This window comes from Thauera sp. SDU_THAU2 (assembly GCF_038260575.1).
In the GTDB taxonomy this organism is placed as follows: Bacteria; Pseudomonadota; Gammaproteobacteria; order Burkholderiales; family Rhodocyclaceae; genus Thauera.
Map to the genome: position 1 here is coordinate 2,970,297 of NZ_JBBWUN010000003.1, position 14,650 is coordinate 2,984,946.

Genomic DNA, 14,650 nt, shown 5'->3' on the forward strand with positions numbered 1-14,650 from the left:
ATTTTCCATTCCGGCGACAATGCCATCGCACTGGACGCAAGCCCCGCGGCAGCGGCAGCCGTCGTCCGACTCCGGTTTAGAATGCAGGGCAATGCCGCAGTTCGCGCCGTTCGCAGGAACACGCCTCCGGGAGTCCGCATGCCACGCCACACCAAGATCGTTGCCACCCTCGGCCCTGCCTCGTCCGATCTCGAAGTGTTGCAGCGCCTGGTCGGCGCCGGCGTCGACGTCGTGCGCATGAACTTTTCCCACGACACCGCCGAAGCCCACATCGCCCGCGCCGACGCCGTCCGCCAGGCCGCGGCGCTCGTCGGCCGCCCGGTCGGCATCCTCGCCGATCTGCAGGGCCCCAAGATCCGCATCGGCCGGTTCGCCGAAGGCCGCATCACGCTGGAACACGATGCGGCCTTCATCCTCGACGCCCGTTGCGAGCTCGGCAATGCGCAGCGCGTCGGCCTGGACTACAAGGACCTGCCCAAGGACGTGAAGCCGGGCGACGTGCTGCTGCTCGACGATGGCCGGCTCAAGCTCGGCGTGCAGCGTGTGGCCGGCCACGAGATCCACACCGTCGTCAGGGTGGGCGGTGAACTGTCGAACAACAAGGGCATCAACCGCCAGGGCGGCGGCCTGACCGCACCGGCGCTGACCGCCAAGGACATGGACGACATCCGCACCGCGGCGCGGATCGGCGTCGATTTCGTCGCCGTATCCTTCCCCAAGAGCGCGGCCGACATGTACATGGCGCGCCAGCTGATGCGCGCCGCGGGCGGCGGCGACGCGCTGCTGATCGCCAAGATCGAGCGCAGCGAAGCCGTGGCCAACCTCGACGAGATCCTCGACGCGTCCGACGGCATCATGGTCGCGCGCGGCGACCTCGCGGTCGAAGTCGGCGACGCCGCCGTGCCGGCACTGCAGAAGAGGATGCTGCGCGCGGCGCGCGACCGCAACAAGCTCACGATCACCGCGACGCAGATGATGGAATCGATGATCACCAGCCCGGTGCCGACCCGCGCCGAGGTGTCGGACGTCGCCAACGCGGTGCTCGACGGCACCGATGCGGTGATGCTGTCGGCCGAGACCGCCTCGGGCCGCTTCCCGGTCGAAGTCGTCGAGGCGATGAGCCGGGTCTGCCTGGAAGCGGAGAAGTCGAGCGAGGTCACGCTCGACCGCGAAGTGCTGAATCGCGTATTCACCCGCATCGACCAGTCGATCGCGATGGCGGCGATGTGGACCGCCTACCACCTGAAGGTCAAGGCCATCGCCTCGCTGACCCAGACCGGCTCGACCGCGCTGTGGATGAGCCGGCTGAACTGCGGCGTGCCGATCTATGCGCTCACCCCCGAAGTCGGCGCCCGCAACCAGATGACGCTGTACCGCGAGGTCCAGCCGCTGCTGATGAGCCAGACCCACCAGGACCGCGACGTGCTGCTGTGGGAAGCCGAACAAGATCCTGCTCGAACAGGGCGTGGTCGAGTACGGCGACCTGATCGTGCTGACGATCGGCGAGCCGATCGGCGCCGCGGGCGGCACCAACACGCTCAAGATCGTGCGTGTCGGCGACCATCCTGCCCAGGGTGCCTGGGCATCACAGGATTTGTAACACCACGGCATGCCGAAGCCGTCGCCCGCGCGCAACGCAGCATCGGCTCGTGTATTAGAATGCGAGGTTAGATTCGACCATCGCCCGCCACCAGGAGAACCTTCATGCCCCTCGTTTCCATGCGCCAGCTGCTCGACCACGCCGCCGAACACAGCTATGGCCTGCCCGCGTTCAACGTCAACAACCTCGAACAGGTCCAGGCCATCATGGAAGCGGCGTCCGAATGCGACAGCCCGGTGATCATGCAAGCCTCGGCCGGCGCCCGCAAATATGCCGGCGAAGCCTTCCTGCGCCACCTGATCGACGCCGCCGTCGAAGCCTATCCGCACATCCCGATCGTCATGCACCAGGACCACGGCCAGAGCCCGGCGGTGTGCATGGGCGCGATCCGCTCCGGCTTCTCCAGCGTGATGATGGACGGCTCGCTGCTGGAAGACGGCAAGACGCCCTCCTCCTACGAATACAACGTCGCCGTCACCCGTGAAGTGGTCAAGTTCTCGCACGCCATCGGCGTCAGCGTCGAAGGCGAGCTCGGCTGCCTCGGCTCGCTCGAAACCGGCCAGGCCGGCGAGGAAGACGGCATCGGCGCCGAAGGCACGCTGGACCACTCGCAGATGCTGACCGACCCCGACCAGGCCGCCGACTTCGTCAAGCAGACCGACTGCGACGCGCTCGCGATCGCCATCGGCACCAGCCACGGCGCCTACAAGTTCAGCCGCAAGCCCACCGGCGACATCCTGTCGATCGAGCGCGTCAAGGCCATCCACGCCCGCCTGCCCAACACCCACCTGGTGATGCACGGCTCCAGCTCGGTGCCGCAGGAACTGCTCGAGATCATCCGCCAGTACGGCGGCGACATGAAGGAAACCTATGGCGTGCCGGTCGAGGAAATCGTCGAAGGCATCAAGTACGGCGTGCGCAAGATCAACATCGACACCGACATCCGCCTGGCGATGACCGGCGCGGTGCGCAAGTTCTTCGTCGAGAATCCGTCCAAGTTCGACCCGCGCGAATTCAACAAGCCTGCGCGCGAAGCCGCCAAGCAGGTGTGCAGGGCCCGCTTCGAAGCCTTCGGCAGTGCCGGCCAGGCGAGCCGGATCAAGCCGGTGTCGCTGGAAAAGATGGCCGCGCGCTACAAGGCCGGCGAACTGAGCCAGATCGTGCGCTGACGCCCTTGCCGCGCCTTTCCACCGCACAGGGCGGCCGGCGTGTCCCGCACATCGCCCGCCTGGATGCTTTCGAAGGGCAACTGCGCACGCCGCCAGCAGCCTGCCGGACCAACCCCCGCAGGCAACGTCGCAGCGGGGGTGATCTCGGCTACTGATGCGCGATCAATGTCACGGACACGTCCGCCCTGCCCGGGTTGCCGATCTCGACGACTGCCCGGGTCGCCTTCGCCGGCCGCGGCCATTTGCAGATCGGATTGGGCTGGTTCTCCGCGCAGATCCGTTCGGCGGTTCCCAGATCGAAGACTCTCAGCACCAGGCGGACATCCAAACCGCCTTCCGCGTAGACGAACAAGGTTCGTCCCGCGCGCACGTCACCACACAGCACCAGGCTGGATTTCGCACCCACTTTCAGGACACGGCTCGATGAAGGCCCGAACCCTTGGGCACCGCAATCACTCGGCGTAGCGGGCAGTGCTCCCGAATCGGGCTCGCGCAGGACAAGCCCATCCTCGACCACCACGAAGGGGACGCTGCGCTCGGCGAAGCGGCGTAGCAGCGATGATTGCGCTCCTCCCATCAAGCCACCCAGCGGACTATCCGTGCGTTCCAGCCTGGCGATCTGCCCCAGCAGTTCGCTGTCGCCGGCCGCGCGTTGCCGGGCTTTTTCGAACATGGCGGAGGAGGTCAGAAAGCTGGCATCACGCGCCAGTACGTCGAAAGGCCTGCGCGCCGCCGCCGCGCGCGCCATTTCCAGCGCATCGCCAGCATCACTGGCGCGAGCGAAATCCAACACTGCCTGCCGCATCTGCTCCAGCGTTGGTGTCGAGTCCTGCGGGATTTCCGCCTTCCGGGTTCCGGCGCAGGCACTCAGCAGGAGCAGAAGGGCCAGAACGCCGAGCATCATGTGTCGGGCCTGCATATGGGTCGAAATCCTTCCATCATCGAAATTGTTAGCAGCCCCCACGGCTGTGCCTGTCCCGAAACCGCCGCAGTTCCGCTACGCTTGGTTCCGTCGCATCTCAACTTCTTCGTGAAAATTGTGGCAGGAAAGGCATGGAAACGGAAACGGCCGGCACGGCCCGCACATTGACGGTCCTCGTGGTCGAGGACGACCGCAGCCTGGCGCGCCAGGTTGCCGACGCCATCGATAGGCTCGGTTGGCGGCATCTGCACGCGGACACGGCCCAGGGCGCGCGCGAATTGCTGGCGTGCGAAGCCGTCGACCTGATCTACCTCGACCGCATGTTGGCCGATGGCGAGGACGGCCTGAACCTGCTGGCCTGGTTCCGGGATATCGAGGGGGCGGCACCCGGCACGCTGGTCGCGAGCCGCCTGTCCAGCGCCAGCGACCATGTCCTACGGCCTCGACCAGGGCGCCGACGACTACATCGACAAGCCTTTCGATGCAGACGAACTCGGGGCAAGGCTGCGTGCCCTGGCCCGCCGCGTGTCGCCAGTACGTGTGCCGCCGTCGGTCGTCGTGTGGAGCCAGCTCGAACTGCGCAGGGACAGCCAGGTGGCGGTCTGGGCCGGACGGCGGCTCGACCTGATGCCACTGTGGTTCAAGCTGCTGGTGACGCTGGCGGAGCACCGGGGCGAGTGGGTGAGCCGCCCGGTCCTGTGGCGCCTGGTCTGGCCGGATCAGGCCCGGGTGGCTCCGCGCGACTACGTGATCAATGTCGCCGTCTCCAATCTGCGCAAGGCGCTCGCGGCCTGCGCGGACGGGCCGCGTGTGGAGACCGGCCCGCGCCTCGGCTACCGGCTAGTGATGCCCGAATGAATGCAGCGGCGCCGGCAGCCACTCGACGACCGCTGCTGCTGCGGCTGCTGATCGTCAATCTGCTGCTGGCGCTGCTGCTCTATGCCGCGCTGGTCGCCGCTGCCCTGTTCACGCTGACACAGACCGCCGAGCGCATGGCCCGCGCCGATATCGCTGCAGAACTGCGTGTGCTGGCCCGACGGGCGGAAGAGCTGAAGGTGGTCGCCTTCGCCGACGCGATCGACTACCGCATCGAGATCGAACCAGGTGACGCACCTACACAGAGCCTCTACCTGCTCCTGCACCACGATGGCGCGAAGGTCGTCGGCAATCTGGCGTATTGGCCCCGGGGCCTGCCCGCGGTGGAAGGAGGGCTACGCTTCGATGGCGCCCAGGCCGGCATCTCCGCAGGCCGCATCGTTGCGGAGGCGACGCGGCTCGATGGAGGCTTCCTACTGCTCGTCGGACGCCGCCTGGAACTGGTGGATACGATGCTGCTCCGCTTCGTGCCGGCAGCAGCGGTGCTGCTCGCGGGCTTCCTCGCCCTGGCGGCGGTGCTCACGCTCAGCACCGCGCAGCAGTTCCGCCGGCGCATCGCCGCTACCAACGCCGTCTTCGAGGCGCTGCGCCGCGGGGACCTGAAGCAGCGCGTCGCGCCCGAGATCACCCAGGACGGTGACGAACTGGCGGAACTGGCGGGCAACATCAACGAGGCGCTGGCAGAGAACGAGCGGCTCGTGCATGGGCTGGATGCATTCAGCCAGACGGCGGCGCATGAGCTGAACCGCGAGCTCTCGCATCTGCGCGACGAGGCCCGGGCGGCCGGTGTGCCACGCCTGGCGAACGCCTCGGGGCGGCTGATCGACCTGCTGCAGGAGATCCTGACGCTGGCGAAGGTGGAGGGCGGCTCGGGCTTCGAGAACCGGGTGCTCGATCCGGTGGCGTTCGTTGCGGCCGCTGCCGAGCTCTACCGCGATGCGGCGCTGCCCGCTGGCGTCGAGCTGGCGGTTGATGCCGCGGGCAGCGAGGGCGCCAGGGTCCATGGCGTGGAGGAGCATCTGCGCGGCGCGGTGATGAACCTGATCGAGAACGCGCTGAAGCACTCACCGCCGGAAAGCACGGTCAGGGTTGTCGTGCGGGCAGAAGCGCAGGCCGTGACCGTCTCGGTGCGGGACCAGGGACCGGGAGCGGCGAGCGAGGACCTGACCGAACTGATCGTTGCCGGCGCGCAGGGCCCGGCAGCGGGCCATGGCTTCGGGCTGCGCTTCGTGCAGGCGGTCGCCATTCGCCACGGCGCCAGGATCCAGCTGCGCAACACGCATCCCGGTTTCGAGGTGACGCTGCGTTTCCCGCGTGCCGATACCGCGCCGGCGGCGGCGTAAGGCTCGTCGGCCCATTGCCCGGCGCAGCGCGCGCGTTGCGGCTCATCGGCGCCCGGCCTAACCGTGATTGTTACGCGATGCATCGACGGCCAACTGCTACTGTCCCCCAATCGAAAAACGAAGCGCAGCCGCTGGCGGAGAAAAGGGGATGGCCTCGATGAAGCAATCAGTGATTTTCGATCTGGACGGAACCCTGGCCCTCATCGATCACCGCAGGCACTTGGTCAGCGGCAAGAAGAAGGATTTTCAGGCATTCGACGCAGCCTGCACGGGCGACTCCCCCAATGTGGCGGTCATGGATGTCTACAAGATCATCCAGTCCACGGGCAAGTATCGGATGGTCATCTTCTCCGGAAGATCCGAGAGAGTGAAAGCGCAAACCGAAGCCTGGCTGCGAGGCCACGGCATCGAGTTCGAGCTTCTGGTCATGCGGCCGCAGGGCAACTACGCGCCTGACGAAGAATTGAAGAAAGCATGGATGGAAACGCTGATCGGCAGGGATCAGGTGTTCTGCATTTTCGACGACAGAAAAAAGGTTGTCGGGATGTGGCGAGAAGCGGGGCTCTCCTGCTTTCAGGTGGCCGACGGAGATTTCTAGGAGTGCATGAACCATGACCGACCGATTCGACCACAAGCGCCGCCCCTTCGTCACCCTGCCCCGGCATCGGCGCAGCGATGAGGTTGTCCGCCTGAAGGGCCGGATTCGCCGCGACGCGGCCGTGTACGGCGGGCGCTACACCAGCTACCACGTGCCGCCCGATCCCGACCGGCCCGATCTGTGCTGCCAGTGGGACGATTTCCAGTTCCCGGGGCGAGACCGGTTCACCTGGTGGAACGCGGAGATGATCACTGCCCGGCTGGCATTCTGGTATGCCGCCCGGGACGCGGCGTTCGACCGCGCATACGCGCAGTTGGATGCCTGCGAGCAGAGCAGGGAGTTCAGCCATGAGACCGTGCCCGCGACCGTGTCGCCCACCGGCGAGGTGCTCACGGTGTGGATGATCTGGAAGAAACCGGCGCGCTACGAGCAGTTCGGCGGACTGACATTCTCCGAGTACGAGGACCGCCTGAAAGCGCAGATCATCCGCGACGAACCACCGGTCATTCACGAGTCGTTCCGCATGGACCGCAGCTACAGCAACGGCATCGGTCTTCGTATCGTGCTCGATGTCGACCGGATCGACCGTCCCAGCATCGAAGCGGCGATCGACCGCTTCTTCGCGGTCGGCGAGACCGACTGGCAATCGCCGCAGCCGGTACCCCGCGACCGCCTGCCCACGGTGACGAAGGACGAGGCACTTAAGGCGCTGGACCTTCCCTGGAGCGCACAACTGGTGGCCGTCCGATGAGCCGCCGGATCGTGCGGTGGGTGGGGCTCGGCGCGTGCAGCGTCGTCATCGCGGGCTGCGCGTCGCAGCACGCGCAGGTGCCGGCTACGGACGGGGCGATCTGCGGCGAACTGCCGGGGATGTCGCCGCCCTTCGTCTGCCCTATCGGGAAAGATGCAAACCTGACCGCAGGGCGCCCGGCCGATGAAGGTCGCCGCTGAAACATGAAAACGCATGGATGGAGAAACGCATGGGCATTGCCCCCACCTCACCGGAGCCGACGATGAAATCCAGACTCACCTGCATCCATCGGCCTGATTCTGCTCCTTTTGGCCACGCCCCGAAATCCCTGGCGTTTGCCATGGCCGTCCTCCTCCTGCCGCTGCCGGTGGCCGCACAGTCCCTATGCCGGCTGCTCGACACGGTGGAGACGGAGATGATCGCGGATTTCCCGCGGCTGAAGAGCGCTGTCGAAGACATCTCCAAGCACAACTACATCTCGACGCTGACCCTGCCCGGTGCAAAGTCGTGCAGCGTCGCTCCGGGGAAGTATTTCGAAGAGCGCGCTTTTTCCTGCCACTGGATCGCCGGCTCGGCGGCCGACGCCGGCCAATTCGCGGACCGGCTGCGCGCACAGGTTGCGGTCTGCGTCCCCGGCAAACAGTTCTCGGTCACCAAGCGCAATTCGGCAGGAGTCGCTACCGACTGGGAAGTCGAGTTTGGCAGCTTCCTCTACTGGATCCGTCACGGAGATAACCGGGTCTGGTTCATCCTTGGCCCGACGTTCGAGTGAGTATCGCGGCCGCAGTATCCGAAAGGAGATGATTCATGGAATCGGCAGACAGTCGTCAGGCGGAGGGCAGCGACAGGCAGTACGTCGAGATCGAAGTGGACAGGCCGACGCTGGCCCTTGTCGTGGACAATCTTCAGCACTTCGCAGGCCACTACGATGACTGGGGATTCATCGACAAGGCCACCGTGCACGTTACGCTTTGTGGCGACGCACGCAAGCCTGCCAAGGAGACCGCAGCGATGACGTGCCTGGCCTGGGACACGCATCGCGCATTTACGAGATAGAGAATCGCATGAGCAGATACATGAAGCCTTTGCTGGGTGTAGTCCGCATGTCAGGAGTTCTCGCGGCGACAGTGCTTTCCGGGTTGCCCACCCTCGTACCGGCGCAGGAAACCGCGGCGCCAGTCCGGACCGAGCAGCAGATCCATGCGGAAGCCATTGAGGCGATGCTTGTCGAGATGACGCTGGCGAGTGCAAACCAAGGGAATGCGGTCGCGCAATTCGGCTTGGGCATGAGGTATCTGTCCGGGCATGGCGTTGCGCAAAGCGATACCGAAGCGGTGCATTGGTATCGCCAAGCGGCAACACAAGGTCACTCAGGTGCGCAGATCGAGCTTGGCCTGATGTACGAAAACGGGCGAGGCGTCCCTCGAGACGCTACCGAAGCAGCGCGCTGGTACTTGCGTGCGGCGGAGCAGGGAAATATGTACGGGCAGTACAACGTTGGCGTGGCGTATAGAAATAGCGCGCGAGGCGTGCAAGACCATGCCGAAGCGGCACGTTGGTTTCGCCAGGCGGCCGAGCAGGGTCATGCGGACGCACAAAACAATTTGGGTTTGATGTACCAGAACGGCCAGGGTGTCGCCCGAGATGCCGGGCAGGCGCTGCATTGGTACCGCAAAGCGGCGGAGCAGGGTAACGCGGACGCACAGAACAGTCTGGGTGTGATGTACGGAAGCGGGCAAGGCGTCGCGCAGAACGACACCGAAGCGGTACGCTGGTTTCGCCGAGCTGCAGGGCAAGGACACGCCAACGCCCAGTACAACTTGGCGATCAGTTACGGTGGGGGGTATGGCGTCCCGCGTGATCTGACCCAGGCCGAATTCTGGCTCGAGAAGGCGGCCCGGCAGGGTCATTCCAAGGCAGCGGAGCGACTGACTGCCATGAGTCAGTCATCTCCCCCGCCATCCCCCCGCGGCTCCGCGGCGGCATCGGACGAGAACCCATTGCTGGAAATGGCTCGACTCGCACTGGGCCTTGGGATGATAAACAAAGCACTGACGCCTGATCGCGACAAGCAGCCCTCGGTGTACGCTGCCGCAGGTGATCGTAACAAGAACGAAACGGACGATTGCCGCAAACGCGCCGAGGCAAGCATCGCCGTATGCGATGTGAGCTTTGGTTCGTGTACTAGCTATGGCAAGTGCTCCAGGCAGGTGACCTGCTCCCCGGCAGCCAGTTGCGGGTCGTTCCTGACGCACGTCGATTTCTACGATGGCGGCAGATACTATTGCGACAACCGATCATCCTGGATTCTCTCGACCCCCAGGACCATTTCGAAGGATCGCGAGACGACGCTGCGCAACATGATGAATGAAATGTGCCCATGACGACCGTGACGATTGGTGCAGCCAACGGGTTGCCGGCGCTCGTACTGCGAGCACGCGGAACATATCCAGAGATTGCGAATGGCGGCCGATGAATCGGTATCGGATCAGCCCACGGTTCCCACAGCGCAGGGATTCGCCATGACTGAAGCTTACAGAATCAATGATGGACACATACACGAGGCCATCGACAGGATCGATGTGTCGATAAACTATCTCCAGGCCGCGCTGGCGGAACACGCGCTGATAACTGCCGTCGCGGCCTACGAGGCAGAGGTACAGGCAGCAATAGACATTCTGGCCAAGCTGTATCAAAGGATTGGCGCGCATGACCATGTCTCGGAAATCAGTGCGGAACACGGACTGAAGGCGGGTTACGTCATCGCATCGATCTGACGATTTGGCCATGCAGCCGTGTGAATCACCTGGATGCGGGCGCCTGCGCCGCGAGCATGCGGAACATGTCCAGCGACTGTGAATGGCAGGCGTCGAAAACCGCTAACCGTCATTGTTACGCGACGCATCGACGGCCAACTGCTACTGTCCTCGAATAGAGGAACGAAGCGTGGTTACCGAGGAGATTTCCATATGTTCGCCGGGCGACTGACCAAGCGGTTTCTGTTCGCGCGTGCCGCCACCCTGCTGGACGGCTGCGCGACCGTGGCCACCGTCTCCCAGCAGGTTTCCGAACGTCTGTCGCCCGGTTCGCGGCCTTCGGCGCCCGCGGCCGCGCCGGCCAACGAGCAGCTCAAGGTCTGGGAACGCAATGACGACGGGTTGGTGCTCCAGGATGGCGCGGCCGTGGCCAGGGTGGCGAGAAGCATCGTTCCGGGTGGCGGGCCGCATGGCTTCATGGTCCAGGGCGGCTCCCGGGGCGCCGACCTGCGCAGCTTCTTTCAGGGCAGTTGCAGCCAGGAAATGGACGTCCTCGTCGAGGCCCAGGACACGCGCAAGCTGGACCTGGCGCCCTTTCTGGCATCGCGCGCCGGCAAGGATCTGCCGGCCTCGGTTCATCAACTGGCGCGCCTGATGCAGCGTGCCCTCGCCGGCCAGTGCGACGCGCTGGAAGTGGTGCGCCTGCGCTTTCGCCCCGCCTACGCGCACCAGGGTGACTTCGTCTACGAGGGCACCTCGATGAAGCGCGCGGCATGGGCCCTGCAGGACGGGCGCGTGGCCACCGCCTTCGGCCAGGCACGTCCCTTCCAGATCCGCTACCGCGACATGATGAGCGTGGCCGGTGTGCACCACGTCGGCCTGTGCGAGGCCAACCCGGCCCTGCTGATCGAGCCGATGTTCAGCAACGAGACCGAGCGCCGGCTGTCGCCGCCGCCGAGCATCGGCAACTTCGAGATGGTGGCGCGGGACGTGGCGCCGGTCTATGCCCAGCGCTGTCCGCAGGCCACCACGATCCGCTTCGCGATCTCGCCGATGCCCAGGGATCTCCAGTGCGTGCAGCCGGGAGACTGCTTCCTGCTGGCACGCCGCGAACGCGACCAGTGGGTCGTGGATCGCAGCCAGATGCGCGCCTACCAGCAGCGGGGGCCGGTGCACGACGCCAACGACATGCTGGAGGTGCTGGCTGCCGGGCGTTTCGACATCGTTGCCGACTATCGCCAGTTCTTCAGCTACGTGCTCGTGCGCGTGCTGGCCAGCCATGGCCGGATCTGCACACGCTATCTGCAGCACCCGGTGAAACGCACGACGCAACTGGTGCAGGTGACCCGCGACCGTTTCGGCGCGGTCACGCGCGAGGTGCGCGAGCAGCCAGTCGAGGTGATCCTGGAGCGTGCGCACCTGGAGGTGTTCGAACGCCACGCCGGCCCGGCCGGCGCCTGGGCCACGGCCCTGGCTCTCCAGGCGACCCTCAGCGGCGCGGGCGGACGATCCACCGCAGACACCATGGACGCGGCGATGGCGGCGGCCGAGCACCTGTACATGCTGCAAACGCAGGTCGAGGCTTTCGTGGGAGCCGATTGCCTTGGTGATCGCCAGCGGACCGTGCAGGACAATCTGTTGCGCTTCTCTCGCGGGCAAGCGGCGCTGACCGGCCGCTACGACACGCGCAAGCAGCGGCTGGTCAGGGCTGACGAAGCCGGCTCGTCGGCCCCGGTGTTTGCTGGCGCCTATCGCCAGGAGCGCGCGCGCGTGCTTCAATCACGGCCTACCGTGGTCCAATGAAATCCAGGGTTGCTCGGGAAGGGCGACCCGCCTTCGAAGTTTCGAATGCCCTGGGAATCTGCCATGACACGCTTTCGATGGATCGCCCGCTTGTTTCCCGCCGCAGTCGTTTGCCTGTCACTGACGGGCTGTCTGCTCGTCCCGGACAAGGCCGGACTGGCCAGGAACATTGCGCGGGACCCCGCTCTGATCGGGGAGTGGGAAGTGCTGCAATGGTTTTCCAGTGGCGACGGTTCGTACAAGGGCAGCGATCGGTTTTTCAGAATCGAGGAGCGTCTCCATGACGGCAAGCACGTCTACGAGATCGTCAGCAAGAATCCGCACTTCAAGGCCCATACGAAGGACTTCTTCGCCGTCCACCGCTTCGGCGACAACCGCTACGTCCTGAACGGTCGCCCCGAGAATTGCGAGACCGACGGCGGGCGTTGCCGGTTGCTGCAGTATCTCTTGACCGAGGACGGGAACACGCTGGGCATCATGGTTCTGAACCCCAAGGCAGCCGCCGCGCATTTGTCCAGGATGCATCCGAAACGGGACAAGATTACATACCCCCCTCAGACGGGCGACGTTCACATCAAGGTTCTCGACGATGAAGTAAAGAGCGTCCTGTCGGATGGGATGCTGGGGAGCATGGCTTGGGAAAGCCGAGCGATCCTGCTCAGGGTTCGATAGGCCGGGCCGCTACCGATCGAAGCACAGTGCCTGCGGAATGCGCCAGATGTGCCAGGCGCCTCCGTCCCGGTTGCGGTCATCGCTCTTGCACCAGGAGGCGATGTAACCCTCCCCGAGTTCGACGACGTCGAGCACTTCTTCGGTGTGCGCACCGAAGGTAAGCAGCCGGGTGGCGCCGTCCCACAGCACCACGCGCGTATCGAGCGAGTATTCACCGGGGCAGAATGCCAATCCGGTCATCTGGCGCAGCGAAACCACCGTCTCGCAGTAGGGGTCCCAGTCCCCAGGATCCCTCAGTTCCACCAGCGGCGACAGATCGGCGGCGCGCCAACTGCGCAGCGCCGATCGGCTGTAGGTCACCAGGGTGCCGTCGCGCAGTTCGTGGATGCCCCGGATGGCGACGCCGTGGCCGCCGTCGAGCCGGGTGATCCGCTCCAGGCTGGCGGCATCGTGCACGGCCACGCCATCGAAATCCCGGGCCAGGATGCGGTTGCCGGCGCACCAGCGCAGGAAGGGGAGCTGGTCCCGGTACGCGGGCAGCGCGCGCAGCGTATCGTTACTGCCGGGCCGCGTGAGCGGCGCCAGCCGGCCGCCGCGCAGGGCGTGCACCGTGCCGTCCGGCGCGATCAGCGGACAGCCGTTGAACGCCTCGAACTGGGTCGCGTCGATGGCAATCGGCAGCACCTCGACGGTGTCGCCGCCTGCCTTGCGGGCTATCCACCAGGCCGCCGGCTCGGGCTCGCGCTGCCAGCCGACGATGGCGCCGTCCTCGGCGGGGATGAGCCAAAGCCGCTGCCCCCGTTCCTGGTAGTGTTCTCCCAATGGCGCCAGGGCTTCGGTCACCGCTTCCGGTGCCACGCCGCTGAGCTGGGCCATGCGCCGCTGTACGCTCTTGCTCCTCCCTTCGATCGCCGCCCGGGTGCAGGCGCTCCGATCCAGCGCTCTGCGATCGATGGCTTTGTGGGCTTGCGTGGAAACGGCTTCACAGCGCCCGGTGGCCGGATCGAACAGCTCGTAGCCGCCCTCATCGATCGCCAGCAGCAACCGCCCGCCATGAACGGGTTCGCCCATGAGATACCGGTTCGGTGACAGCGCCATGAGCCCGGTGTCGGCGTCGCTCAGCCAATGCGCCCGCAGGGCGTGCCGGACTTGCGGACCGCCCGGCATCGGCTCGGCGATCTCCGCCACTTCGGGATCGAAGCTCAGGAAGCCGCTCGATCCGTCCGCCGCCAGTGCCGCCTCGCGGCGCAGCGCCAGCGGCCGCGTGCCGAGCAGGAATACGCGGTAGTCGTTCAGCGCCAGCAGCACCTCGCCGTCGGCCTGTTGGACGAAGCGCGCTACCCTCTCTCCATCGAACTCCAGCGTGGCGATGAGCTTGCTGATGAGACGCCCGGCCGGCGGCAGTTCCCACAGGTCGATCACGTGCCGCTTCGTGCGGCGCGACCAGTGCAGAAGCAGCAGGCGCCCGTCGCGCAGCGGCAGAACCTTGGTCTCGTAGCCGCGGAGATCGAAGATCGTCGTGAGGCGGCCGTTTTCCAGCGTGCGCACGCTGGCACGGTCGTCGTCGTGGATCAGGAAGTGGGCCGGCGGCAGCAACACCACGTCGCGGGAGCGGCCGCTTTCGGCGATCGAAAGCGTTGCGAGCACCGGCCAGGCCTCGGAGTGATCCGGAGCGACGCTCGCGCGGACCAGGCGCACGTGCCGCTCGGTGACCACGAGCACGCGATCGCCGTCCGCCGGCAGGACGGCGTGGATGTCGGAGTCGTGCGGCGACGTTCCCACCAGCGGTTCGAGCTGGTTCAGGCTTGCGCCGGTGGCCGTGCTCCAGCAATGGAGCCAGCCATGGCCGTCCCAGGAAAGAATGATGCCCGGCCAGGCCTCGATGGCATCGGAAATCCAGCCTCGGTGCTCCCGGAATACCGTATCGCAGTGGCCATCGCTCATCCGCCAGATGCGCAGCGTCTGGTCGTTGGACCAGGTCAGCAGCCCGCCGCCCTGAAGCTCCAGCGCGTGCCGCACCATGTCGGTATGGCCTTCGAGCACGCAGATCTCGGCGCCAGTGAGCGTGTCGACGATGCGCAGCCTGAGGTCGTTGTGAAGGAGATTGCTCCAGTCCCAGACCAGGCGGCGGCGGTTGCTGAGTTCGATGGACATGGCTGT

15 protein-coding genes and 1 pseudogene are annotated in these 14,650 nt (G+C 65.8%); 13 read left to right on the forward strand and 3 right to left on the reverse strand.

The annotated features are described in order from the left end of the window. Nucleotides 1–138 precede the first annotated feature (138 nt). Both pyk and fba read left to right on the forward strand, forming a co-directional pair. Nucleotides 139–1,600: pseudogene (pyk, locus tag AAFL97_RS15550) on the forward strand (pyruvate kinase). A 104-nt stretch (nt 1,601–1,704) separates the two neighbouring features. Then, nucleotides 1,705–2,769 carry a class II fructose-bisphosphate aldolase gene (gene fba / locus AAFL97_RS15555; protein WP_341645682.1) on the forward strand — a complete coding sequence of 355 codons (1,065 nt, stop codon included), beginning with the start codon at nt 1,705–1,707 and terminating at the stop codon, nt 2,767–2,769. Nucleotides 2,770–2,917: 148 nt separating this feature from the next. Here fba and AAFL97_RS15560 read toward each other — a convergent pair whose 3' ends face one another. Both AAFL97_RS15560 and AAFL97_RS15565 read right to left on the reverse strand, forming a co-directional pair. Continuing rightward, a complete protein-coding gene (locus AAFL97_RS15560) occupies nt 2,918–3,673 on the reverse strand; it encodes a hypothetical protein (protein ID WP_341645683.1) in 756 nt (251 codons plus the stop codon). Then, nucleotides 3,670–4,122, reverse strand: coding sequence for a hypothetical protein (locus AAFL97_RS15565; RefSeq protein WP_341645684.1), 453 nt, complete (start codon nt 4,120–4,122; stop codon nt 3,670–3,672). The genes AAFL97_RS15560 and AAFL97_RS15565 overlap by 4 nt, the downstream gene beginning before the upstream one ends. On the opposite strand from AAFL97_RS15565, the gene AAFL97_RS15570 reads away from it, so the two are divergent. The 11 genes from AAFL97_RS15570 (at nt 4,121) to AAFL97_RS15620 (ending at nt 12,490) form a co-directional block, all read left to right on the forward strand. Next, entirely contained in the window at nt 4,121–4,549 is a 429-nt protein-coding gene (locus AAFL97_RS15570; RefSeq protein WP_341645685.1) for a response regulator transcription factor, read from the forward strand. The two genes, AAFL97_RS15565 and AAFL97_RS15570, sit on opposite strands and share 2 nt — an antisense overlap. Beyond that, on the forward strand, nt 4,546–5,910 hold the full coding sequence (locus AAFL97_RS15575; protein ID WP_341645686.1) for a sensor histidine kinase: 1,365 nt from the start codon (nt 4,546–4,548) through the stop codon (nt 5,908–5,910). Before AAFL97_RS15570 ends, AAFL97_RS15575 begins: the two co-directional genes overlap by 4 nt. Nucleotides 5,911–6,058: 148 nt before the next feature. Next, a complete protein-coding gene (locus AAFL97_RS15580) occupies nt 6,059–6,508 on the forward strand; it encodes a phosphatase domain-containing protein (RefSeq protein ID WP_341645687.1) in 450 nt (149 codons plus the stop codon). A gap of 13 nt (nt 6,509–6,521) precedes the next feature. Then, on the forward strand, nt 6,522–7,259 hold the full coding sequence (locus AAFL97_RS15585) for a hypothetical protein (protein WP_341645688.1): 738 nt from the start codon (nt 6,522–6,524) through the stop codon (nt 7,257–7,259). Next, nucleotides 7,256–7,459 (forward strand): hypothetical protein, encoded by a 204-nt coding sequence (locus AAFL97_RS15590; RefSeq protein ID WP_341645689.1) that lies wholly within the window; start codon nt 7,256–7,258, stop codon nt 7,457–7,459. The genes AAFL97_RS15585 and AAFL97_RS15590 overlap by 4 nt, the downstream gene beginning before the upstream one ends. Before the next feature lie 29 nt (nt 7,460–7,488). After that, a complete protein-coding gene (locus AAFL97_RS15595) occupies nt 7,489–8,031 on the forward strand; it encodes a hypothetical protein (protein WP_341645690.1) in 543 nt (180 codons plus the stop codon). Nucleotides 8,032–8,066: 35 nt separating this feature from the next. Continuing rightward, a complete protein-coding gene (locus AAFL97_RS15600) occupies nt 8,067–8,315 on the forward strand; it encodes a hypothetical protein (RefSeq protein WP_341645691.1) in 249 nt (82 codons plus the stop codon). 20 nt (nt 8,316–8,335) lie between these two features. Further along, complete coding sequence (locus tag AAFL97_RS15605; protein ID WP_341645692.1) at nt 8,336–9,643, forward strand: tetratricopeptide repeat protein; 1,308 nt, start codon at nt 8,336–8,338, stop codon at nt 9,641–9,643. A gap of 78 nt (nt 9,644–9,721) precedes the next feature. Further along, nucleotides 9,722–10,036, forward strand: coding sequence for a hypothetical protein (locus AAFL97_RS15610; RefSeq protein WP_341645693.1), 315 nt, complete (start codon nt 9,722–9,724; stop codon nt 10,034–10,036). A 192-nt stretch (nt 10,037–10,228) separates the two neighbouring features. Next, complete coding sequence (locus AAFL97_RS15615; RefSeq protein ID WP_341645694.1) at nt 10,229–11,818, forward strand: hypothetical protein; 1,590 nt, start codon at nt 10,229–10,231, stop codon at nt 11,816–11,818. A gap of 63 nt (nt 11,819–11,881) precedes the next feature. After that, entirely contained in the window at nt 11,882–12,490 is a 609-nt protein-coding gene (locus AAFL97_RS15620) for a hypothetical protein (protein ID WP_341645695.1), read from the forward strand. A 9-nt stretch (nt 12,491–12,499) separates the two neighbouring features. Here the strand turns inward: AAFL97_RS15620 and AAFL97_RS15625 are convergent, their stop codons facing one another. After that, nucleotides 12,500–14,644 (reverse strand): hypothetical protein, encoded by a 2,145-nt coding sequence (locus AAFL97_RS15625; protein WP_341645696.1) that lies wholly within the window; start codon nt 14,642–14,644, stop codon nt 12,500–12,502. Nucleotides 14,645–14,650: the final 6 nt, after the last annotated feature.

Coding starts and splice junctions, on each gene's coding strand:
- AAFL97_RS15580 (WP_341645687.1), top strand. CDS start 6,059: ATGGCCTCGATGAAGCAATCAGTGATTTTCGATCTGGACGGAACCCTG.
- AAFL97_RS15590 (WP_341645689.1), top strand. CDS start 7,256: ATGAGCCGCCGGATCGTGCGGTGGGTGGGGCTCGGCGCGTGCAGCGTC.
- AAFL97_RS15605 (WP_341645692.1), top strand. CDS start 8,336: ATGAAGCCTTTGCTGGGTGTAGTCCGCATGTCAGGAGTTCTCGCGGCG.
- AAFL97_RS15600 (WP_341645691.1), top strand. CDS start 8,067: ATGGAATCGGCAGACAGTCGTCAGGCGGAGGGCAGCGACAGGCAGTAC.
- fba (WP_341645682.1), top strand. CDS start 1,705: ATGCCCCTCGTTTCCATGCGCCAGCTGCTCGACCACGCCGCCGAACAC.
- AAFL97_RS15615 (WP_341645694.1), top strand. CDS start 10,229: ATGTTCGCCGGGCGACTGACCAAGCGGTTTCTGTTCGCGCGTGCCGCC.
- AAFL97_RS15575 (WP_341645686.1), top strand. CDS start 4,546: ATGAATGCAGCGGCGCCGGCAGCCACTCGACGACCGCTGCTGCTGCGG.
- AAFL97_RS15570 (WP_341645685.1), top strand. CDS start 4,121: ATGTCCTACGGCCTCGACCAGGGCGCCGACGACTACATCGACAAGCCT.
- AAFL97_RS15560 (WP_341645683.1), bottom strand. CDS start 3,673: ATGATGCTCGGCGTTCTGGCCCTTCTGCTCCTGCTGAGTGCCTGCGCC.
- AAFL97_RS15585 (WP_341645688.1), top strand. CDS start 6,522: ATGACCGACCGATTCGACCACAAGCGCCGCCCCTTCGTCACCCTGCCC.
- AAFL97_RS15620 (WP_341645695.1), top strand. CDS start 11,882: ATGACACGCTTTCGATGGATCGCCCGCTTGTTTCCCGCCGCAGTCGTT.
- AAFL97_RS15610 (WP_341645693.1), top strand. CDS start 9,722: ATGGCGGCCGATGAATCGGTATCGGATCAGCCCACGGTTCCCACAGCG.
- AAFL97_RS15565 (WP_341645684.1), bottom strand. CDS start 4,122: ATGGTCGCTGGCGCTGGACAGGCGGCTCGCGACCAGCGTGCCGGGTGC.
- AAFL97_RS15625 (WP_341645696.1), bottom strand. CDS start 14,644: ATGTCCATCGAACTCAGCAACCGCCGCCGCCTGGTCTGGGACTGGAGC.
- AAFL97_RS15595 (WP_341645690.1), top strand. CDS start 7,489: ATGGGCATTGCCCCCACCTCACCGGAGCCGACGATGAAATCCAGACTC.